Raw genomic sequence first — 20,874 nt, forward strand, 5'->3', positions numbered from 1 at the left:
ACTTAACGGTCAGCGCATGAAGGTCAGCGCGACCGTATCCGGATCGGTATGGCGGCCGAGCAGGTTGAGCAGACCCGCGAGGTTTTCCCGCTGATCCGGCGCGGCCGTGGCGGTGCCCTGGAACGACGTCGATTCCTGCGAGATCGCGCCATTGCCGGTGAGCATCAGCGGCCCTTTGCTGGTCGAAAGATCGATCGTCGCGGACGCGCCCTGCGCCTGCATCGCGACGCGATACGAGCCGAGCGGCTTTACGCGAGAGACGCGCGAAGCCATGTCGTCGAGCGTGACGACCACTTGCCCATACGCATTGCGGTTCAGCAGGCGGAACTCCGTCCAGGAGAGCCGCACGCTGCCGTCGAAATCGAGCGTATTGAACGGCGTGCCGAGTCCCGAGAGCAGCGTCGCGGGCACGGCGATCTGGCCCGCGGTGATCGTTGCGCCGCGCGTGGTGGCGTCGACGATGACCGCATCGGGCATCGCCTCGGTCTGACGCATTGTCATGTGTACGCGGCCGGTGAAGAGCGGCAGGAAGGCCGTCGTCCATTCGATGCGCCCCGGCAGCAGCGTCGCGCCCGCGCCGTCGCTGCCCGCCGCGAGCATCAGCGTGGCCGAGCCGCTCCACAGCGATCCCGCCGGATCGACCAGGTTCACGTGGCCGCCCGTCGCCTTCGAGAACTGCGGCACGATCCACGCGGCGGGCATCATCGTGAGCAGCGTGCCGCCAATCGAAATCACGATCACGAAGAGCGCCGGCAACGCGAGCCGGAATCGTCGCGTCCAGTAACTCATTTCGCGCCGGCCGGTTGCAGCGATGCCGTCAGATCCACCTGGCCGTCCGGCTTCAGCGCCGTGACGTGCGCCTCCGATACCTGCACCTTGAACTGCTTGCGCGCGTCGTCGAGCCACGCCGTCCAGTTCGGGAACGATGCGTTCTTCAGCTGGATCTGCACGGCCGCGCCGATCACCTGCACCTGCGTCGGCTGCATGCCGTTGTCGCCGAGCGACTTCGTGAGCGCATCGCGCAGCGCGGCGCCGGTCGGCATCACGCCTTCGGCGGCGGGCGCGAGCGAGCGCGCGTCGTTGGCCTGCGCGGTCATCGTCGCGAGCTGGCGCTGCATCGTCGGCAGCGTGTCGCGCAGCCGCGCGCGGCCTTCGTAGGCGGGCGCCCACAGCACGAGATACACGAGCAGGAGCCCGAGCGCGAAGCCGCCCCACATCAGAATGGTCTTCTCGCGCGGCGTGCGCGCTTCCCAGAATTCCGACAGGGAACGTCCGATTTCCGCTTTCATTGGCCGCTCCTGATCATCCATTTGCCGGTGTTGGTGTCGATCGAACCGTTCAGGCCGTTCGCGGCGAGGCGCTTCGAAAGGTCGGGATCGACCTTCGTCTCCGGCTTGAAGGTCACTTCCAGATGACGCTCGCGATAATCGAGCCCGGCAACGCTGTTGACCGGCACGGGACCGAGCGAGCGCGCGAGGCCGTCGGCGAGCGACAGGAAATCCGATGGCGACAGCTCGCCCGACGCCACGCGCAGGCGATCGAGATTGCGCGTCATCTGATCGGGCGCATCGAGCACGACGGTCGTCTTCGGGAATGCGTTGAGCAGCAGCTCGGTTTCCTGCGCGGCGATCGCGTCGCGCTGACGCGCGAGTTGCAGCCATTGCACGTTGATGCCGATGACCGATACGACGATCGACGCCGCCACCAGCGCGATCGGCACGCGCAGACGCCGCATCGTCGCGCGGTCGAGGCGCCACGGCTGCGCCGCGAATTCGAACTGGCACAAGTCGAAGCGGCACGCGAGCGCGTTGCGCGCGAGCGCCTCGAAGGTGATCGGATGCGCGCCGGCGACGGCGGCCGCGGCATTGCGCGACCCGGACAGGCGCGGTTCGTCGCCGGGAAGATCGGCGAGCGAATAGAGCGTCGCGGGATGATCGCCCGCGAGCGCGGCGAGAGTCGGCTCGATCGAATCGGCGGGCAGCGCGAGACCTTCGCCGAGCGCCGCGCGTTCGCCACGCGCAATCGCGATCTCGACACGTTGCACGCCGGACGCGGCGGGCGCGGACACGGTCATCTCGCCGATCAGCGCGGGCGCGGTCGACATGACGTGACCGAAGAGACCCACGATGAACGGCGTCGGCGGCGCTTCGGTTGCAATGCCTTCCCCGGCTTCATCGACGGGCGCGGCAGCCGGAACCGGCAGACAGCGCATCGCGGGAACGGCCTTCACGTTGCGATGCCCCGCGCCCGAAAACGCGCCGATCACGAAGCGAAACCAGCCGCGATCGATCACGGCGACGACGCGCTTGTCGTCGGCGAGCGCGACCGGATCGACGGCGATGTGGCACGTCTGCGGATCCTGAATCAGCTGATCCTCGACGACGTTCGGCAACGCCTGCCGCAGACGCGGCCCTTTGAGCGGCGGCAACGAGGCGGCGAGCAGAAGCGTGTCGCGCGCGGCGACGATCAGCACCGTCGCACTCGCGCGCGGCAACAGCCCGAGCGCCGCGCGGCCGACGCGTTGCGGCTCGCCGCGCTTGTCGAGCAGCAGAAACGGCAGATCCGGCAGATACCACTCTTCCGAGCGCACCGCGGGATCGCGCGGCGGTAACAAAACGATCAGTGTGCTCAAAGGCCACTTCCTCTCATCAAAAACAGCGCAGCGTTTTCACAGCGCGTCGCGCGTGTAGACGATGCGCGTCGTATGCGTCGTCGGATCGCGATACACGAGCGTCGTGCGCTCCAGTTGCGCGCGTTCATGTTCGACGCGCCCGTGGATCACGAAATACTTCGTGGTGACGTCCATCTCGTTCGGATCGATCGAGACCGTCTTGACGCCCGCGCCGGTCAGCGCGAGCTGCACGTTGCCGACGTCGTGAAAGAACACCGTCTCGCGGCGCGCGACGAACGCCTGTCCCTGCGACAAATTCATGCCCGGGATCAGCGCGGCAATCACTTCGGCGGGCGCGGTGTTCATGTTCACGGCGCTCGTCGTCGGCAGCACGGTGATGAACGGCCTCAGCTTCGCGACCGCTTCCGCCGAGAAACCGGGCACGTCGAGCAGCGAATCGACGGTGATCATCTGCAAGGGCGCGACCGGCGCGTTGCTGTCCGCGTCCTTCAGGCCGGGATCGTCGGTGAAGTTGCCGCCGCCCGTGCCGCCGCTCTGCGCGATGGCCGCGAGCGTCGTCGACTCGTTGTTCTGGCCGCTCGCCATGGTCGAATTGTTGCCCGTCTGCGTCTGAAAGCGTGTCGCGGAACGCGCAAGGCCGGCGCGCATCTGCAGCGCCACCGTCTTCGCGAGCGATCCGTTGATGCCGAGCATCGTGAGCAGCCGCTGAAACGCCTGAATCTGCGCGACGTTGATGGTCAGCACGCCGGGCGTCGGCGTCGACACCAGATTGCGCAGGTTGAACTTGGCCTGCGCGTCCTCGATCGAGCCGGACAGATACGTCGATGCGCCTTGCTGCGCGCGCACTTCGCCGATCTGCCCGAGAAAATCCGACAGTTTCGTCCGCGCGATCGGCACGCCCCACACGCCGCCGAGATACGTGACCGTCGGCGAGGTATCGGCTTCCGAGCGCAGGATGAGGCGCGTCCAGTCGAGCGCGCTGCGCGAAATCCACTGCGCCTGCGCGAGCAGCCGCTGATTCTCGATGCGGCGAATCTGCACTTGCTGACGCCAGAGCATGCCCGACACGAGAATCGCCGTGAGCGACACGACCAGAAGCGCGCTGATGATCGCGACGCCGCGTTGCTGTTTCCGTTTCAGGGCGCGCATGTTCATTCTCCGACCAGAAACACGCGAGTGATCGGCGTCGCCAGCGTGCGCGCGCCGACCGCGACCTGAACGCCCGACACCGCGCGCGCCAGCGGCGCGTTGCCCAGTTGCGGCACCTTCAGGTTGTTGTCATTCTGGTTGATCTGCGAGAACACGTCGGCCATGCGCGTCGTCCAGCCCTTTTCCGGAATGTAGACGCGCGTCGCGAGCGATGCCACGCCGCCCATCAACGGAATCGAGCTCCAGCCGTCGCCCGAATCGCCCGATTGCAAAGCGCGCCGCACTTCGCCGACGTTCGACAGCGGCGGCGACGCGAAGCGGACGATGCGCCCGTTCGACAGCCGGTAGCGCACCACTTGCAGACGCGGCGCCGTGCCCGGCGCGAACACGCCGCGCACGATCTGCAGCGAGCCGTTGCCGATCTGCACGGCGGGCTGGCCGGCTTCGTCGTCGGTGGCGGCCTGGCGCGCGTCGATGCGCATCTGGTCGAACAACTGCGCGACGATGCGCTCGTCCTGCATCGCATTTTCGATGGTCGCGCGGCCGCGGATGACGGAGTCGAGCCCGCGCCACGACAACACCGCGAGCACCGCCAGAATCGCGATCGCGATCAGCATTTCCAGCAGCGTGAAGCCGCGCTGCCGGCGTGCGCGAAAAACGCCGCGCTCAGAGCGAACGGTTCGTTTCATTCGCCACCACCGTGACCATTTGCGCCAGATAACCGGAGCGTCCCGGCATCGAAACCAGCATCTCCACGCGCCGGAAGATCGGATTGGGCGTCTGACTCACGCGCTGCGTGCACGAGAGTTTCAGATTGCCCTGCGAGCAGTCGAACGTGCGGGAACCGATCTCCGGAAACTGATGCGAGAGCCTGAGTTGCGCGAGTTCGTTGTCCGCGCTCCAGCCCGCGAGCAGCCGCCGATGCAACTCTGCTTCGCCCGTCGCGAGCGAGCCGACCGCGCGCACCGAAGCGGCGAGCGCCACCGCGATGATCGCCAGTGCGACGAGCACTTCGATCATCGTGAAGCCGCGTTGATGTCGGCGACGTTGGCGCATCACCGCACCTGATAGCGGCCATTGCCGCTGCCGACGATCGTCACGCGGCCCACCGCCGAGAACAAAGTGATTTCCATGGGCGAGTCGATGGCCTCGGTGCCGAATACGAGCCGGCCCGCCGTTTTGTCCGAGTCGAGGAACTGGATGGATACGCCGGTCACGCCGCCTTCCCATTGCCGCGGACGAAGCAGTTCGTCGCGCAACGGACGCCAGCCGTCTTCCGTACGGATATCGAAGCGGAAGCCGCCGTCGATAGGCTGCCACGCGATCGGCCGCGCGCGCACCTGCGCTTCGTCGCCCGCGGATTCGAACAGCAGCGCGAGACGCTGCGCCTCTTCGTTGAGATCGGTGCGCGGGTTGCGCGTCAGTTGCAGCGACGCGAGCGACACGAGCAAGCCCGCGATCACCAGCACGACGAGCATTTCGAGCAGCGTGAAGCCCGCCTGACGCCGCGCCGATGAATGCCCGTTCACGATCTATACCGCCAGACTTACTGCCACGAGCCGACGTCGGCATCGTTGCCTTCGCCGCCGGCCTTGTTGTCCGCGCCGTAGCTGAACACGTCGACTTCGCCGTGCACGCCCGGATTCAGATATTGATACTGGCCGCCCCACGGATCGGCGGGCAGGCGTTCGAGATAGCCGCCGTCCTTCCAGTTGTTCGGCACCGGCTCGGTCGTCGGCTTTTCGGTCAGCGCGCGCAGGCCTTGCTCCTGCGTCGGATAACGGCCGTTATCCAGGCGATACAGCTTCATCGCCTGCATGATCGTGCCGATGTCCTGCTTCGCGGCGACGCGGCGCGCCTCGTCCGGGCGGCTCATGATTTTCGGCACGATCAGCGCGGCGAGAATGCCGAGAATCGCGATCACGACCATGATTTCTATCAGCGTGAAGCCGCGCTGACGGCGTCCTTGCGCCTGAGCTTGTTGAATTCGCACGCGGCGTTGGGTCCACAATTGCATGACTGCTACCTCTTGAATTGAAATATCGTTTCCGGGACCTTGCCCGGTGATTGAAAAAATCGCGCGGCTTCGTGTCTTTCCGAAGCCGCCGGTCATTCTATCGATCTGCTTTCGTCGCGTGATTCGGCTGCAAGCGAGACATCGCGTCGCGCCTCAGCGTACCCAGATCGTCGGCCCGGGCGGATTCTGCGGCAGGAAGATCTCCGATTTCACGCCGTTGCGCTCGATGATGATCGAGCGCGCGCGCACTTCCGAGAGCTTCACGCCTTGTGCGAGCGGACCGCCCAGCGACACGGCTTTCGCCGCCTCGCCGCCGTAGCTCACGATGGCCGCCGCGCCGCCCTGCAACGCGAGAATGCCGAACAGATGCACATCCGAATTGGCCTGACGTTCCAGCCGTCCGCCGAAAATGGTCGCGGCCTGCTCGACCGACGGCGCGCGCGTCGCGGCCGCGCCGGGCAGCGGCGCGGTTTGACGCGACGTCAGCGCGACGACCCAGTACGTCACCGTCACGCAAAAGAGCGCGAGCGCGGCAAGCGTCAGCAAGCGAGTTTGAAGGACGTTCATCACTGCACCAGATTATTCAGTTCGATGATCGGCAACATCACCGCGAGCACGATCACCAGCACGATGCCGCCCATCGCCAGAATGAGCAGCGGTTCGAGCAGGCTCGTCAGGAACATCGTGCGCCGTTCGAGCTCGCGCGCTTCGCCTTCGGAGGCGCGATCGAGCATCGTGGTGACGTCGCCGGTGGCCTCGCCCGAGCGGATCAGGTGGACGAGCACGGGCGGAAACGTCCTGGTGTTGCCGAGCGCGCGCGACAGCGACGAGCCTTCGCGCACGCGCACGATGGCGTCGTCGACGTTCTCGCGCATCGCCGTATTGCTGAGCGTCTCGCCCGCGGCCTGCAGCGCGCGCAGGATCGGCACGCCGGCGGCGGTCAGGATCGCGAGCGTGCTGGCGAAGCGCACCGTGTTGTAGCCGCGCACCAGCTTGCCGACGAGCGGCGCGCCGAGCAGCCAACGGTCGAACGACATGCGCGGCCCGGGCCGCGCGAGGATGGTTTTCACCAGCCACGCGAAGATCGCGACGCCGATCAGCATCGCCCACCAGTAACTTCGGACGAAGGCCGAGAGCGCCATCATCATGACCGTGAGGAACGGCAGCGTCTGCTTCGTGCTCGCGAACACGTTCACGACTTGCGGCACGACATAACTCAGCAGGAACGCGACGATGCCGAACGCGATCAGCGTGACGATGCCGGGATACGTGAACGCCAGAATGATTTTCTGCTTCAGCGCGTTACGCTGTTCGATGTAGTCCGCGAGACGCGACAGCACGAGGCCGAGCTTGCCGGTATGCTCGCCCGCCGCGACGAGCGCGCGGTAAATCTCGGGAAAGTCCTTCGGATGCTGCGCGAGCGCGTTGGCGAACGAATGGCCGCCGAGCACTTCCGCGCGGATCGCGGCCATCAGTTCGCGAATGTAATCGCGCTCGGACTGCTCGGTCAGCACCGCGAGCGTCTCGCCGAGCGGCAAGCCGGCGATCAGCAGACTCGCGAGCTGGCGCGTGAGAATCGCCTGCTCGCGCTGCGACAGACGCCGCCCGAGCGACAGGCGGTGCTGACGCTCGCCGCGCGTGCGCGTGCCCGCCGCCTCGACGATGAGCGGCGTCAGACCTTGCGTGCGCAACTGGCTGCGCGCGGCGCGGGCGCTGTCGGCATCGAGCACGCCTTTTTGCGTCTTGCCCGCGTGATCGATCGCCTCGAAACGGAATGCCGGCATCTGCTTAGTCTCCGCCCGTCACGCGCAGCACTTCTTCCAGCGACGTCACGCCGGCCGCGAGCCAGCGGTCGCCGTCCTCGCGCAGCGTGCGCATGCCTTGCTTGCGGCCCGCGTCGAGAATCTCGGCATCCGCCGCATTGCGATGGATGAGCGGACGGATCGTCTCTTCGATCAGAAGTAACTCGTAGACCCCGCGACGGCCGAGGTAGCCCGACTGGCCGCATCGCTCGCAGCCGACCGGATGGTAACGCTTCGTGCCGTCTTCCTCGACGCGCTCTTCCTTGCACACCGGGCAGAGCTGGCGCACGAGCCGCTGCGCCAGCACGCCGAGCAGCGACGACGCGAGCAGATACGGCTCCACGCCCATGTCGGTGAGACGCGTGACGGCGGAGGCGGCGTCGTTCGTGTGCAGCGTCGCGAGCACGAGGTGGCCGGTGAGCGAAGCCTGCACCGCGATCTGCGCGGTTTCGAGATCGCGAATTTCGCCGATCATGATGATGTCCGGGTCCTGCCGCAGAATCGATCGCAACGCGCGCGCGAAGGTCATGCCGATGCGCTCGTTCACCTGCGTCTGACCGATGCCCGACAAGTCGTATTCGATCGGATCTTCCACCGTCATGATGTTGGTGGTCGTCGTCTCCAGACGCGACATCGACGCGTACAGCGTGGTCGTCTTGCCGGAGCCGGTCGGCCCGGTCACGAGCACGATGCCGTGCGGGCGGCCGATCAGCTTGTCGAAATCGACGAGCGTGTCGCGCGCCATGCCGAGCGTTTCGAGATTCAGGCGCTGCGCGTCCTTTTCGAGCAGACGCAGCACCGCGCGCTCGCCGTGACCGGTCGGCAGCGTGGAAACGCGCACATCGACCGGACGGCCGCCGACGCGCAGCGTAATGCGCCCGTCCTGCGGCAAACGTTTCTCGGCGATATCGAGCTGCGCCATGATCTTGATACGCGAGATCAGCGCGCCGTGCAGCGCCTTCTTCGGGCGCACGACATCGCGCAACGTGCCATCGACGCGAAAGCGCACCACCGACGCATTCTCGAACGGCTCGATATGAATATCCGATGCCTGTTCGCGCGCCGCCTGCGTGAGAAGCGCGTTGATCATGCGGATGATCGGCGCGTCGTCCTCGGATTCGAGCAGGTCCTCGACTTCCGGAATGTCCTGCATCAGACGCGACAGATCGACTTCGCCTTCCACTTCGCCGACCACCTGCGCCGCGCTGCCGTCGTTGCGCGCGTAGGCCGAGTTGATTGCCGCGGCGAGTTCGTCGGCGGGCTTGCGCAGGATCGACAGCGCGCCGAAATTGCGCGCGACTTCGGCGAGCGCCGCGTCGGTCGTGCGTTCGCTGATCCAGACTTCGATGCTGTCCGCGTGCTGATGCGCGAGCAGAATCTGCCCGCTGCGCGCGAAGCCGTAGGGCACGAGCCGGGCCGCCAGCGGCGACGCCGCGGTGCCCGCGCTCTCGACTGCATCGTTGACCATGCTCACGGACGTACTCCCGTCGCGGCGTTGCCCGGCATGGCGTTGGTCGCGCCGTTGGCCGGAAGCGCGTTGGTTGCGCCGTTCGGGGCCGCCGGATAAGTGCTCTGCGGCGGCAGCATCGATTGCGGCGCGGTTTGCGTGGGTTGCGGCGCCGGGCCGGCGTCCGGATTCTGCGGCAGCGTCGTGCTCGGGCCGGGACCGCGCGTGGTGTCGCTCCAGTCCAGCAGATTTTGCGCCGGCGGTCCACCGCCTTCGCTCGGACCGAGCGGCTTCGGCGGCATCACCGGCACGTTCTGATCCTTGATGATGCGGTTATCGGTCGTCGAACCATATTGCTGCTGACGCAGATAGTCGTAACGCGTGTTCGCGATCTGCGTGGCCGTCGACTGATCGCGCACGATCACCGGGCGCAGGAACACCATCAGGTTGGTCTTCGTGCGCGACTTGCCCTCGCTGCGGAACAGGCTGCCGATGAACGGAATGTCGCCGAGCAGCGGAATCTTGCTGTTGTTGTTGTTGTACTGATCCTGCATCAAACCGCCGAGCACGACGATTTCCCCGTCGTCCGCGAGGATGGTCGACTGCACCGAGCGCGTGTTGATCGTCACGCCGCCCGGATCGTTCTTCGTAGTTGCATCGACGCTCGAATCTTCCTGATAGATCTGCATCTTGAGCACGCCGCCGTCCGTGATCTGCGGTTTCACGTGCAAGGTTACGCCGACGTCGCGACGGTCGAACGTATTGAACGCCGTGACAGAAGTCGCGGCGTTGGCGGTCGGCGTCGCGTAGGAACCCGTCACGACCGGCACGTTCTGGCCGACGACGATCTTCGCTTCCTCGTTGTCGAGCGTGATCAGGTTAGGCGTCGAGAGGATGTTCGCATCGGCCGAGGTCGAGAGCGCCTGCAAGAGCCCGCCCAGACCGAACAGGTTGCCGAAGCGGTGCAACAGGCCGATGTTCAGGCCTTGCGCGAGCAGCCCGCTGGCCGCTGTGAGCGCAGAAGGATTCTGCGCGATCACGTTGCCTTGCAAGGTCAGGTCGACGATGTTCGTATTGCCGGCGCCGAAGCTCGAACTGCCGTACAACGCGTTGTTGCCGCTGTTGGAAAGCAGCGCGCCCTGCCACTGAATACCGAGATTCGAGCCGCTCGTCGCGGAAAGCTCCACGATCAGCGCTTCGATGTACACCTGCGCGCGGCGCGCGTCGAGCTGATCGATCACGGATCGCAGATTGCGATAGACCGGATCGGGCGCGGTGATGATCAGCGAGTTCGTCGCCGCGTCGGCCTGGATCATGCCGCCGCCCTGCTCGTTGCCGGACTCATTGTCCTTGTTCGACGAGAAGCTCGAATCCTTGTTGCCGGTGCCGCCCGACATCGGGTTGTTGCCGCTGCCCGAACTGCTGCCGCCGAGGCCGCTCGGCAGAGGCGGCGTGCCGGACGTTCCGGTGGACATCGACGAACTGCCGAGCCCGTTGCCGCTCTGACCGAAGGCATTCGAAGTGGAGCCCGAGGTGTTGTCCGAACTTCCGCTGCCCTTGCCGAGCATGCCGCGCAGCGTCTTGGCGAGGCGCGTCGCGTCGGCGTTGCGCAGCGCCACGACGTGCATGTTGCCCGGCTGCGAGGTGGGAGCGTCGAGCTTCAGCGCCAGTTGCTTCGCCGCGGCGAGGCGCGCGCTGCTCGATGCGCGGAACATCAGCGAATTGGTGCGGGCGTCGGGCGTGACGGTGACTTTCAGCGTCGCGTCCGTGCTGCCGACCGCGCCGGGATCGAGCAGCTTGTTCATCTGTTCCGCGACGTCGAGCGCGTTGGCGTTCTTCAGCGTGACGATGTCGACGGAGCGGCCCGCCGCCGTATCGACGCCCGCGATGATGCCCGCGATGCGGCGCACGTTATCGGCGTAGTCGGTGATAACGAGCGTGTTGTTCGCCGGATACGCCGCGATCGTGTTGTTCGGCGAGATCAGCGGGCGCAGCACCGGCAGAAGATTGTTCGCCGATTCGTTATGCAACTGAAAGACCTGCGTGATCACCTGATCGCCGCGCGCGGCCGGCGCATTGCCGACATACGTGGGCACGCCCTGCAACTTGGCGTCGGCTTCGGGCACGACCTTCAGGACGCCGTGATCCTGCACGAGCGCGAAGCCCTGCATGCGCAGCGACGACTGAAGCGTCTTCAGCGCCTGTTCCTCCGGAACCGAATTCTCCGAAACCAGATTGAGTTGCCCCTTGACGCGGGGATCGACGATGATCGTTTTGCCGGTAGCGGCGCCGATCGCTTTCGCGACCTGGTCGATATCCGCATTGACGAAATTCAACGTCACTTGCGCGTGCGCGGCTTGCGCGACGATAAGTCCCGCCGCCAGCATTGCCGTCGCCAGACGACGCAGGGCCATAGGTTGTCTTCTCATGGATGTGATGTCAGCGCCGGGTCTTCTGAGCCCGGCTGAGGCAGCGCCGCTCGTCAGCCGAGAGCGCTGCCAACCGCGGTGTGGGACGGGCGAACCCGGCCCCTCGCGATCATTTTAAAAAATATGACGATAACAGCTTTATGTAACGAAATTGTTCCCAATCCGTTCCAGAAAGGTTGCCCTTTGGCTGCCATGTGCGACACAAAATCCAGCGCTCTCAAGCTTTCGAATAACTTGCCGATAGACCGTATCTGGGCGGTTCCGAGAGTCGGCCGATGCGCGCGGGAGCCGAATTGTACCCCGTCCTGAAGTCTTATTATTCATACATTTAGGACATATCTGACTGACGGGGACGAGGCCCTCGTGCGCACGCTTTCTTCTGGACATCGAAGGAGCGTATGTCTGATAGCCAACTTATGGCCGGAATCGTCAGCCGGTATGATACGGTCGGTTCCGCATTCCGGGCGGTTACAAAAAGGGTGGGTTTTCCCCATGCCACCCCGGCCGCGGGCGTTGATTTGTTGACGTTGGCGCCAAGGCGCCGCAACGGCGGCATGACGTTCCGCGTGTGTGCGGATGGAGCAGAAAGAAGATGAAGAGAACATTGCGACTGCTGGCGATATGCGGGCCGCTCTTGGCGGCCGCCTCCGCACGCGCAGACTGCTTCGACGAAGCCGCGAAGTATCAGAAGGTCAATCCGCTTATCTTGCGCGCGATCGCGTGGCAGGAATCGCACAACAAGCCCGACGCCATCAACAAGAACGCCAACGGCTCGACCGACTACGGGCTGATGCAGATCAACTCAATTCATCTCAATACACTGGCTCAGTACGGCATTTCGAGCGGCACGCTAATGGAACCGTGCAAGAGCGTATATGTGGCCGCGTGGCATCTGCGCCAGAAGATGAACAAGTATGGCAACTCGTGGCAGGCGGTCGGTGCTTACCATTCCGAAACACCTGCGCTGCGCGACAAGTACTCGGCGCAGATCATTGAAATCCTGCGTCGCTGGAAACTGCTCCAGGCCACGCGCTGATCTTCCGCCGTACGCATTCCGCAAGCGCGCCGCGCCCGGCGCGCATTTGATGCAAAATCCCCTATTCGATCGCCCGCGTCGCCCGAACGGCAGCGCGGGCTCGCGCTCGCGCGCCCCGTTCCCTGTCACGCTCCATTGCGATGAACCAAATGCCCTTGCCCATTACCGTGCTATCGGGATTCACCGGCGCGGGTAAAACCACGCTCGTCGATACCTTGCTCGCCAACGCCGAAGGTCTGAAGCTCGGCGCCGTCACGTTCGGCAAGGCCGCATCCGGCGCGGTTCGCGAAACCACCGAACTGCCCAACGGCTGCCTGCTTTTGACGCTCGGCGACCGCTCGATGGACGCGCTCGAAAGCGCGATCAACTGGATTGCGGAACAGCAGCGCTTCGATGCGATCGTCGTCGAAGCGTCGGGCATCGCCGAACCGATGACCATCGCCGAGCATCTCGCGTTCGGCGACGACGACGACGCGACGCTCGCGGGCCACGCGCATCTCGACACCTTCGTCACCGTCATCGATGCCGCGAGCTTCCCGCGCGATTACGCTTCTTCGGATTCGCTCGCCGAGCGCGGTCTTTCGCAGGAAGGCCACGCCGACGAAGAAGACCCGACGGTCGCCGAGACGCTCATCGAACAGATCGAGTTTTGCGATGTCATCGTCATCAACAAGATCGATCTCGCCAGTGCGGATGAAATCGAGAAGATCGCGCGCATGCTGCACGGTCTCAATCCGCGAGCGCATCAGATTCAGGCGCAATCGGGCAACGTGCCCTGCGGCGATGTGCTGAACACCGGCCGTTTCGATTTCGATGCAACCGCGAGCGCGCCCGGCTGGCTCGCGATTCTGAACGGCGAGCATGCGACGAGCGATGAACCCGATGCATTCGGCGTGGGCCATTTCGTGTATCGCGCGCGCCGGCCGTTTCATCCCGAGCGCCTGTGGAACCTGCTGCATCAGGAATGGCCCGGCGTCCTGCGCGCGAAGGGCTTCTTCTGGCTGGCGACACGCAGCGATGTGGGCGGCTCGCTGTCGCAAGCGGGGGGCACGGTTCGTCATGGTCCGGCGGGGATGTGGTGGGCTGCGCAGGATCGCAGCGAATGGCCGACGGACGACCCCGAGCTCGAAGCAGAAATCGTCGCGGAATGGTATGGCGATCCGGATGACAACAGCATCGGCGATCGCCGGCAGGAGCTGGTGCTGATCGGCCTGGACCTCGATCCCGCCGCATGGCAGGACAGGTTCGACGCTTGTCTGCTTACCGACGATGAATGGGCGCTCGGCCCCGACGCATTGCAACGCCTCGCCGATCCGTTCCCCGCGTGGGACGTGGAAGACCACGATCACGATCACGATCACGGCTCCGATTGCGATTGCGACGATCATCGGCATTGATGCGCCAACGAATGAGCAGCCGAAAAAAAACCCGCCAAAGGCGGGTCATGTACAACTGGCTACCTTGAGTAGCCGCACAATCGGCAACATGCTTACCGCTTGTTCACTGCATCCTTGAATGCCTTGCCAGCCGTAAACTTGACCGTCTTCGCGGCCGGAATCTTGATGGACTCGCCGGTCTTCGGATTGCGGCCGGTGCGCGCTGCGCGCTTTCCCGAGCCGAAGCTGCCGAAGCCGATCAACTGCACTGCGTCACCTTTCGAGACAGCCTTCTTGATCACTTCGAGCAACGTGTCCAGCGTTTCGCCGGTTTGAGCCTTGCTGGCGCCGGTCTGCGCGGCTACGGCGTCGATCAGTTCCTGTTTGTTCATTAAGGTTCCTTTATCAGTTTAGGTTGACACGAACAGCGCGAACGCGCCGATTATACGTGCGCAAGCCGTGCAGTCGAGTAGGGACGGCCTTCTGGCGCGCCTCCCCGACGAATCGGCGTTGTTGCGCGCCATCTCACCGGCATTGCTTCGCTTCGTCGCCTTCGCGCCGCCTCTATACGCGGCGCTTGGTATGATAGCGCAGCGCAAACCCAATCAGCATAAGGGTTTCAAAGATTTACCCTTATATTTTCGAGGCTCCCGGCCGTTTTTTTTGGCGTAGAACAACTGGGTGCGATCCATGCTACGCGAGCTGATTATCGAATACGGCCTGCCGTTGGTTTTTGCCAACGTTCTGCTGGAGTGCCTCGGCTTGCCGCTCCCAGCCTTGCCCACATTGGCTTTGACGGGCGCGATCACGGTCTCGGCGAGCTTCGCATCGGCGTCGGTTGCGGGACTTGCCTCCGGCTTCGCGTGGGGACCGCTCGTTGCTATCGTCGTCACGGCCAGCGTCGCCGCGCTCATCGGCGACACGCTCTGGTTCTGGCTCGGACGCCGCTACGGCAGCCGCGTGCTCGGCTTCATGTGCAAGCTCTCGATCTCGCGCGATACCTGCGTGAACCGCAGCCTCGACTTCTTCGGACGCTTCGGCGTGCGCATTCTCGCGGTCTCGAAGTTCATCCCCGGCTTGTCGACGCTCGCGATTCCCGTCGCGGGTGCGACCGGTATCGGCTTCGGCAGCTTCCTTCTGTATGACGCGCTCGGCGCGTTGCTGTGGTCCGGCATAGGCGTCGCGTTCGGCGCGATATTCGCGGATCTCGTCGATCGCGCGCTCGCCTGGCTCGACCTGTTCGGGCGCGGCGTAGTCGCGATCGCGGTCGTCGCGCTCGCGCTCTATCTCGCCGTGCGCTGGTGGCAGCGCGTGTCGCTGCTGCGCAGGCTACGCATGGCGCGCATCGATATCGCGATGCTGCGCGCGCTGCTCGAAGGCGAGCCGCCACCGCTCGTCATCGACGTGCGCCGCCGCGAACGTCGCGCGATGGACCCGTTTGCCATTCCCGGCGCGCTGCTGCTGCACGACGACGCCGCATCGCAACTCGCCGGCATCGCGCGCGATCGCAAGCTCGTGACCTACTGCGATTGCCCGAGCGAAGTGTCCGCGGCGCTCGCCGCCAAGGAACTGATCGCGCACGGCTTCACCGACGTCGCGCCGCTGCTCGGCGGCCTCGCGGCATGGCGCGCGGCGGGCTACGCGCTCGATCCGCTGATGATCGAAGACGCCGCCAATGGCGCGGCGCCGGCCATCGCCAAGTCGTCTTCCGCTTGATGTTTTTCTGATCTTTCGCATGACCGAATCCCTGCTTTTCGCGCCGCACGATCTTCCCTCGCGCTGGCGGCATAGACACGTTTTCACTTTTGTCGATACGACGTTCAGCGCCTTTCTTCCGCTCTGGCGACGCTGGCGCGACGACGAAGCACGTTGCGAGCGTCTGCATGTCGTTGCTATTGCGCAGCTAAATGCGCTGAACGATCCGCCTTCGACCGACGATCCATCGCCACTTGCCGCCGAACTCGCGCGCGCGTGGCCGATGCGCGTGCCGGGCGTGCATCGGCTGGAGTTCGACGAAGGGCGCGTCGTGCTGACGCTCGCCATCGGCGATGACGCGCAAACGATGCTTTCGAAGCTCTGGTTGCGCGCCGACGCGTTTCATCTCGAAGCGTCCGACGATCCGCGCAAGCTGTGCAAGACGCTCGCGCGTTTCGCCGGCGACGCCGCGACGGTTTGCGCGAATGCATCCACGGCGCTTCGTCCGGTCTTGCGGCGCGCGCTGGAATCGTCGGGTTTCGAATGCTCGCCCGACTTGGCGGACGCGCCGCTCGTCGCACGTTTCGCACCGCGCTGGCGTGTGCGTCGCCACGAACCGCCGCTGCCTTGCGACGCGAGCGCGCGCGAAGCGATCGTCATCGGCGCGGGGCTCGCGGGCTGCGCGGTGAGTTCGCGGCTCGCCGGGCGCGGCTGGCGCGTCACGCTGATCGATCGTCACGCGGTGTCCGCGCGCGATGCATCGGGCAATCCGGCGGGCGTGTTTCATCCGATCGTCTGGCGCGATGACAGCGTGGCCGCACGCCTCACGCGCGCGGCATTTTTGTACGCGTTACGCCGATGGCGCGCGCTCGAAGATGCGAGCCACGACCTGTATCGGAGCGGCGCGGGCCTGCTTCAGATCGCCGATACGCCCGAAGACGCCGATGCGCTCGCCGCCGCCATCGCGCGTTTCGCGTATCCATCGGACTACGTGCAGCCGATGACACGCGACGATGCAGCGCGCATCGCGGGCGTCGATGTCGCGCGCGGCGGCTGGTTCTTTCCGCGCGGCGGAGCGATCTCGCCCGCGTCCGTGTGCGCGGCGCAGCTCGCCGATGCTTCGGCCCGGATCGTGCCGCGCATGAATACAGACGTGGCGCGCATCGAACACGATGGCCGCATCTGGCGGACGTTCGACGCGGGCGGCGGCGAGATCGCGAGCGCGCCCGTCATCGTGCTCGCGAATGCGCACGATGCGATGCGGCTCGCCCACCTCCACGGCGAACCGACGCGCAGCGTGCGCGGCCAGCTCACCGTGCTCGACCGAGGCGCGCTCGATGCTTTGCGCGTGCCGGTGATCGGCGAAGGCTACGCGGTGCCGCTCGGCGCGAACGGCACGCTCATCGGCGCGACTTACGACATCGACGATCCCGATCGCGACATCCGCAAAGCCGGACATCGGGAGAACATTGGACGCGTCGCGGGCATGCTGCCGGATCTCGCGCTCGCGCCGACGCACGTGCGCGCGGGCCGGGTCGCGTTCCGCTGCGTGACGAGCGATCGCATGCCGATGATCGGCCAGCTCGCTGACGAAAGCGCCGCACGCCGCGCCGCGCGTGAGCTATCGGGCGCGTGGCCGCTCGACTTGCCGCGCAAGCCGGGGCTTTACGGCGCGTTCGCGTTCGGCTCGCGCGGACTCGTCTGGGCGACGCTCGCGGCGGAGTTGATCGCCTCGCAAATCGAAGGCGAACCGTGGCCCATCGAGCGCGAGCTGGCCGAAGCCATCGATCCAGCGCGCTTTTTGCTGCGGGCGCTGCGGCATGGAGAAATCGAGTCGGCATAGTTGTCCCCGGCACGCTGTGGATAAGCCGTCGAATTGCATGTGAAAGTCGTGTGTACGCGTTGTGCACGTAAACGGGACAACTTGGGCTTTCGGTTTACGCGGCCAAAGTTGTTCCAAGTTGGCCGCACGGCTCCAACATGTTTACGGCTGGCTTCTGCTTTCTCCAAATGATTGAATTGAAAGACAAAAGCGGTGTTATCCACAGAAAAGATGTTGCTTTGTTAACTACTACTACGTTTATATACAGTAAACCTGTAAACACCTGAAGGCGGGGTCATCGGGCAGCCGCACACCCAAATCTCCGAGCGCCGTGAGTCAAGCGACCGGTCAGCTTTCCATCGAGGTTCACGCTGGGCAGTCGCTTTTACTTCATAAGAATCATGAGTTTGGTCTTTCTGTCAGGGAACCCGAGGTATGGCACAATCGCGCTTCTTCCTGCGTCGCGCCATTTTCAAGATGGCGTCCGCTTCAATGGAACGATGGTTGCGCGCCAAGAATCTGATCAACGAAGCCGCGCCGTCGTTTGCTGCGTTCGGGCCGGCATCCGAGCGGGCGCCGCATGCGTCCCCCACGTCACACCGACCGGAGATCCCCGGTGCGACGTCGAGGGCCTGCGCGGCGTCTCGCAGCCAGCCGAACGCGTCGTCTAATTCGTGCACGGTTCGACCGTGACGCCGTGTTCGTTCGCATTTCGATTCGCCTGAATGAACCAACGCTCGCATAACCGGGCGGACGCGCCTCGCCCGCGAGCGCGCGCTGTCGATGCGAGTCACGCAACGAAGGAGAAGCCCATACGATGAATTCGGCATTTTCATTTCTGCCCGCCTGGCCGCTCGAACCCGATGCCATTTTCTGGGCCGGTCTCGCGCTCGTCACGGCGGGACTCGCTGGTGAGCTGCTGTGGCGCGCGTGGCGCTTGCCGCGCATTACCGGTTTCGCGGTGATCGGGCTGATCGCCGGCAACGCGGGTCTCGGCGTGATCGACGCGAGCGCGGCCGGCCTGTCGCGCCCGCTGCTCGATGTCGCGCTCGGGCTCTTGCTCTTCGAACTGGGCGGGCGGCTCGATTTGCGCTGGATCCGCCGCAATCCGTATCTGATTTTGTCGAGCATCGCCGAATCGACGCTCACGTTCGGCCTCGTGCTGATCGCGCTGACGCTCGTCAACGTGCCGTTGATGCCCTCGATCGTTATCGCGGCCATCGCGATGGCCACGTCGCCCGCGATGGTCATCCAGCTGAAGACCGAACTGCGCGCGGAAGGCCAGGTCACGCAGCGCCTCATGACGCTGACGGCGCTCAACAGCATGTACGCGGTGGTCGTCGAGAAGCTCGCGGCCGGCGTGCTGCATCAGGAAATCTACGGCAACGCGTTCGCCACGATCGTGCAGCCGCTTTATCTGCTGATTGGCTCGCTCGTGCTCGCGTTCCTGCTCGCGCGGGCGTGCAACCTGCTGGCGCGGCGCTTGCCCCCGAACGACGAGCATTCGTTCGTCGCGCTTTTCGGACTCGTGCTGCTGGCGATCGCGGTCGCGCACATCTTCAAGCTGTCGACGATTCTCGCGCTGCTCGCCGCCGGCATCATCGTGAAGAACGCCGATGAACGGCCCCAACTGTGGCCGTCGCACTTCGGCTCCGCCGGTTGGCTGCTCACCGTCATTTTGTTTGCGTTGACGATGACGTCGTTTCACTGGCGCGACATCGCGCTCGGCGGCGTTGCGGCAGTCGGGCTGATCGTTGCGCGTTTCGTCGGCAAACTGGTCGGCGTGCTGATTTTCGCGAAACCGAGCGGGCTCGACTGGAAGCAGGGCGCGGCGCTCGGCCTCGCGCTCACGCCGATGTCCGCGCTCGCCTACGTGCTCGTCGACGACATGTACGTGCTCTATCCGGACTACGATCCGACGCTGCGCGCGATCGTCATGTGCTCGATCGTCGTGTTGCAGATCGTCTCGCCTTTCGTGGTGTACCGTAGCCTGTCGGCGGTGGGCGAGCGGCGCGAATGAGCGCGCCCGTCCTGCTCAAGCATTGATCTTTCAAGAGGCGCCATGGCACTCGAACCTTTCATCAACTCCGAACCGTTCACGTTCGGCGTCGAGCTGGAGATCCAGGTCGTCAATACGCACGACTACGATCTGACCCGCGCCGCGTCGGACCTCATGCGTCTCATCAAGGACGAAAAGATTCCGGGCAACATCACGCCCGAGATCACCGAAAGCATGATCGAGCTGTCGACCGGCATCTGCACGACGCATGAGCAGGCCGTCACCGATCTTCGCAAGATCCGCGACGTGCTCGTCGCGGCGGCGGACCAGCTCAACGTCGGGCTTGCCGGCGGCGGCACGCATGCGTTCCAGCAATGGAGCGATCGCCAGATCTACGACGCGCCGCGCTTTCAGTACATCTCCGAGCTGTACGGATACCTTGCTAAACAGTTCACGGTTTTCGGCCAGCACGTTCACATCGGCTGTCCCGATCCGAACAGCGCGCTCTTCCTGCTGCATTCGATGTCGCGCTACATCCCGCATTTCATTGCGCTTTCGGCGTCGTCGCCCTACATCCAGGGCGTCGATACCGGGTTTCACTCCGCGCGTCTGAATTCGGTATTCGCTTTTCCGCTGTCGGGGCGCGCGCCCTTCGTGCTGACCTGGGATGGTTTCGAGGAATATTTCTCGAAGATGGTGAACACGGGCGTCGTCAACAGCATGAAGGACTTCTACTGGGATATCCGGCCGAAGCCCGGCTTCGGAACGATCGAAGTGCGCGTGATGGACACGCCGCTGTCCGTCGACAAGGCCGCGGCGATCGCCTGCTACATTCAGACGCTGTCGCGCTACCTGCTGCTGGACAAGCCGCTGACGCCGCGCGAGGACGATTACCTCGTCTACACGTTCAACCGTTTCGAGGCGTGCCGCTTCGGGCTGGAAGGCACGTGCATCCATCCGCAGACGGGCGAGCGGCGGACCATCGGCGAGGACATTCTCGCGACGCTCGACGTGCTCGCGCCGCATGCCGAAGCGCTCGGCTCGCAAGCCGCGCTCGCTGAGGTAGCCGCCATCGCGCGCGGCGTGAATGACGCGACGTGGCTGCGCGGCGTGGTGGAAAAGGAAAAATCGCTGCACGAGGCGGCCAGGCAGCAATGTCTGCAATGGCGCAAATAACGCGACGCTTGCGCTGACGCCAATCAGCGGATCGTGAAGAAAGGCCGCTTCGAAGCGGCCTTTCCTCTTTGGTCCGTATGAAACATGTGCATGACGAGCAACGCGAATAACGCGCTCGCCACAACGTTTGAAGAAGAACCGCTTCGATGTTACTAAGGTTTACGGCGAAGAATCCGTAAACATCCGTAATAGTAGTTAGCACGCCTCGGGCATTGATGTGGAAAACGTCAAAAAGAGGTGCAGAGTCAACGCGCTAGCGAGATGATAACCATGTGGAGCGCGTGACCGTCGCGA

19 protein-coding genes are annotated in these 20,874 nt (G+C 64.7%); 6 read left to right on the top strand and 13 right to left on the bottom strand.

Translation table 11 applies throughout. The features are described 5' to 3' along the window. Positions 1–9: 9 nt before the first annotated feature. The 12 genes from AWB82_RS07680 to gspD all read right to left on the bottom strand — a co-directional run bounded on the left by AWB82_RS07680 (position 10) and on the right by gspD (position 11,461). Complete coding sequence (locus AWB82_RS07680) at positions 10–789, bottom strand: type II secretion system protein N (RefSeq protein WP_086966556.1); 780 nt, start codon at positions 787–789, stop codon at positions 10–12. After that, positions 786–1,289 carry a type II secretion system protein GspM gene (gspM, locus tag AWB82_RS07685; RefSeq protein ID WP_086966557.1) on the bottom strand — a complete coding sequence of 168 codons (504 nt, stop codon included), beginning with the start codon at positions 1,287–1,289 and terminating at the stop codon, positions 786–788. Before gspM ends, AWB82_RS07680 begins: the two co-directional genes overlap by 4 nt. Next, positions 1,286–2,632, bottom strand: coding sequence for a type II secretion system protein GspL (gene gspL, locus AWB82_RS07690; RefSeq protein WP_086966558.1), 1,347 nt, complete (start codon positions 2,630–2,632; stop codon positions 1,286–1,288). The genes gspM and gspL overlap by 4 nt, the downstream gene beginning before the upstream one ends. Positions 2,633–2,668: 36 nt before the next feature. Continuing rightward, positions 2,669–3,787 (bottom strand): type II secretion system minor pseudopilin GspK, encoded by a 1,119-nt coding sequence (gene gspK / locus AWB82_RS07695; protein ID WP_086966559.1) that lies wholly within the window; start codon positions 3,785–3,787, stop codon positions 2,669–2,671. Next, complete coding sequence (locus tag AWB82_RS07700) at positions 3,784–4,470, bottom strand: PulJ/GspJ family protein (RefSeq protein ID WP_086966560.1); 687 nt, start codon at positions 4,468–4,470, stop codon at positions 3,784–3,786. The genes gspK and AWB82_RS07700 overlap by 4 nt, the downstream gene beginning before the upstream one ends. After that, positions 4,448–4,837 (bottom strand): type II secretion system minor pseudopilin GspI, encoded by a 390-nt coding sequence (gene gspI, locus AWB82_RS07705; protein WP_086966561.1) that lies wholly within the window; start codon positions 4,835–4,837, stop codon positions 4,448–4,450. Before gspI ends, AWB82_RS07700 begins: the two co-directional genes overlap by 23 nt. Next, entirely contained in the window at positions 4,837–5,310 is a 474-nt protein-coding gene (locus AWB82_RS07710; RefSeq protein WP_086966562.1) for a GspH/FimT family pseudopilin, read from the bottom strand. The genes gspI and AWB82_RS07710 overlap by 1 nt, the downstream gene beginning before the upstream one ends. Positions 5,311–5,327: 17 nt before the next feature. Further along, positions 5,328–5,798, bottom strand: a complete 471-nt coding sequence (gene gspG / locus AWB82_RS07715; RefSeq protein WP_086966644.1) for a type II secretion system major pseudopilin GspG — start codon at positions 5,796–5,798, stop codon at positions 5,328–5,330. A 153-nt stretch (positions 5,799–5,951) separates the two neighbouring features. Beyond that, entirely contained in the window at positions 5,952–6,365 is a 414-nt protein-coding gene (locus tag AWB82_RS07720; protein WP_086966563.1) for a general secretion pathway protein GspC, read from the bottom strand. After that, positions 6,365–7,582, bottom strand: a complete 1,218-nt coding sequence (gene gspF / locus AWB82_RS07725) for a type II secretion system inner membrane protein GspF (protein ID WP_086966564.1) — start codon at positions 7,580–7,582, stop codon at positions 6,365–6,367. The genes AWB82_RS07720 and gspF overlap by 1 nt, the downstream gene beginning before the upstream one ends. Positions 7,583–7,586: 4 nt before the next feature. Then, positions 7,587–9,068: a type II secretion system ATPase GspE gene (gene gspE / locus AWB82_RS07730; protein WP_086966565.1), complete on the bottom strand. Its 1,482-nt coding sequence runs from the start codon at positions 9,066–9,068 to the stop codon at positions 7,587–7,589. Between the two features lie 2 nt (positions 9,069–9,070). Next, a complete protein-coding gene (gene gspD / locus AWB82_RS07735; RefSeq protein WP_086966566.1) occupies positions 9,071–11,461 on the bottom strand; it encodes a type II secretion system secretin GspD in 2,391 nt (796 codons plus the stop codon). Positions 11,462–12,068: 607 nt separating this feature from the next. Between gspD and AWB82_RS07740 the strand changes: the two genes are divergently transcribed. After that, positions 12,069–12,512, top strand: coding sequence for a lytic transglycosylase domain-containing protein (locus AWB82_RS07740; protein WP_086966567.1), 444 nt, complete (start codon positions 12,069–12,071; stop codon positions 12,510–12,512). A 140-nt stretch (positions 12,513–12,652) separates the two neighbouring features. Continuing rightward, positions 12,653–13,909: a GTP-binding protein gene (locus AWB82_RS07745; protein WP_086966568.1), complete on the top strand. Its 1,257-nt coding sequence runs from the start codon at positions 12,653–12,655 to the stop codon at positions 13,907–13,909. A gap of 92 nt (positions 13,910–14,001) precedes the next feature. Here AWB82_RS07745 and AWB82_RS07750 read toward each other — a convergent pair whose 3' ends face one another. Next, the gene (locus AWB82_RS07750; protein ID WP_008352404.1) at positions 14,002–14,280 is read right to left on the bottom strand and encodes an HU family DNA-binding protein; all 279 of its coding nucleotides are present in this window, start codon (positions 14,278–14,280) and stop codon (positions 14,002–14,004) included. Between the two features lie 298 nt (positions 14,281–14,578). Between AWB82_RS07750 and AWB82_RS07755 the strand changes: the two genes are divergently transcribed. The 4 genes from AWB82_RS07755 to AWB82_RS07775 all read left to right on the top strand — a co-directional run bounded on the left by AWB82_RS07755 (position 14,579) and on the right by AWB82_RS07775 (position 20,580). Beyond that, positions 14,579–15,604 (top strand): VTT domain-containing protein, encoded by a 1,026-nt coding sequence (locus AWB82_RS07755; protein WP_086966569.1) that lies wholly within the window; start codon positions 14,579–14,581, stop codon positions 15,602–15,604. Positions 15,605–15,623: 19 nt separating this feature from the next. Further along, complete coding sequence (gene mnmC, locus AWB82_RS07760; RefSeq protein WP_086966645.1) at positions 15,624–17,426, top strand: bifunctional tRNA (5-methylaminomethyl-2-thiouridine)(34)-methyltransferase MnmD/FAD-dependent 5-carboxymethylaminomethyl-2-thiouridine(34) oxidoreductase MnmC; 1,803 nt, start codon at positions 15,624–15,626, stop codon at positions 17,424–17,426. A gap of 796 nt (positions 17,427–18,222) precedes the next feature. Beyond that, entirely contained in the window at positions 18,223–19,425 is a 1,203-nt protein-coding gene (locus AWB82_RS07770) for a cation:proton antiporter (RefSeq protein WP_086966571.1), read from the top strand. 42 nt (positions 19,426–19,467) lie between these two features. Continuing rightward, a complete protein-coding gene (locus AWB82_RS07775) occupies positions 19,468–20,580 on the top strand; it encodes a YbdK family carboxylate-amine ligase (protein WP_086966572.1) in 1,113 nt (370 codons plus the stop codon). The last annotated feature ends 294 nt before the right edge of the window (positions 20,581–20,874 follow it).

Origin of the sequence: Caballeronia glebae, from assembly GCF_001545035.1 — a bacterium.
GTDB classification, from domain to species: Bacteria; Pseudomonadota; Gammaproteobacteria; order Burkholderiales; family Burkholderiaceae; genus Caballeronia; species Caballeronia glebae.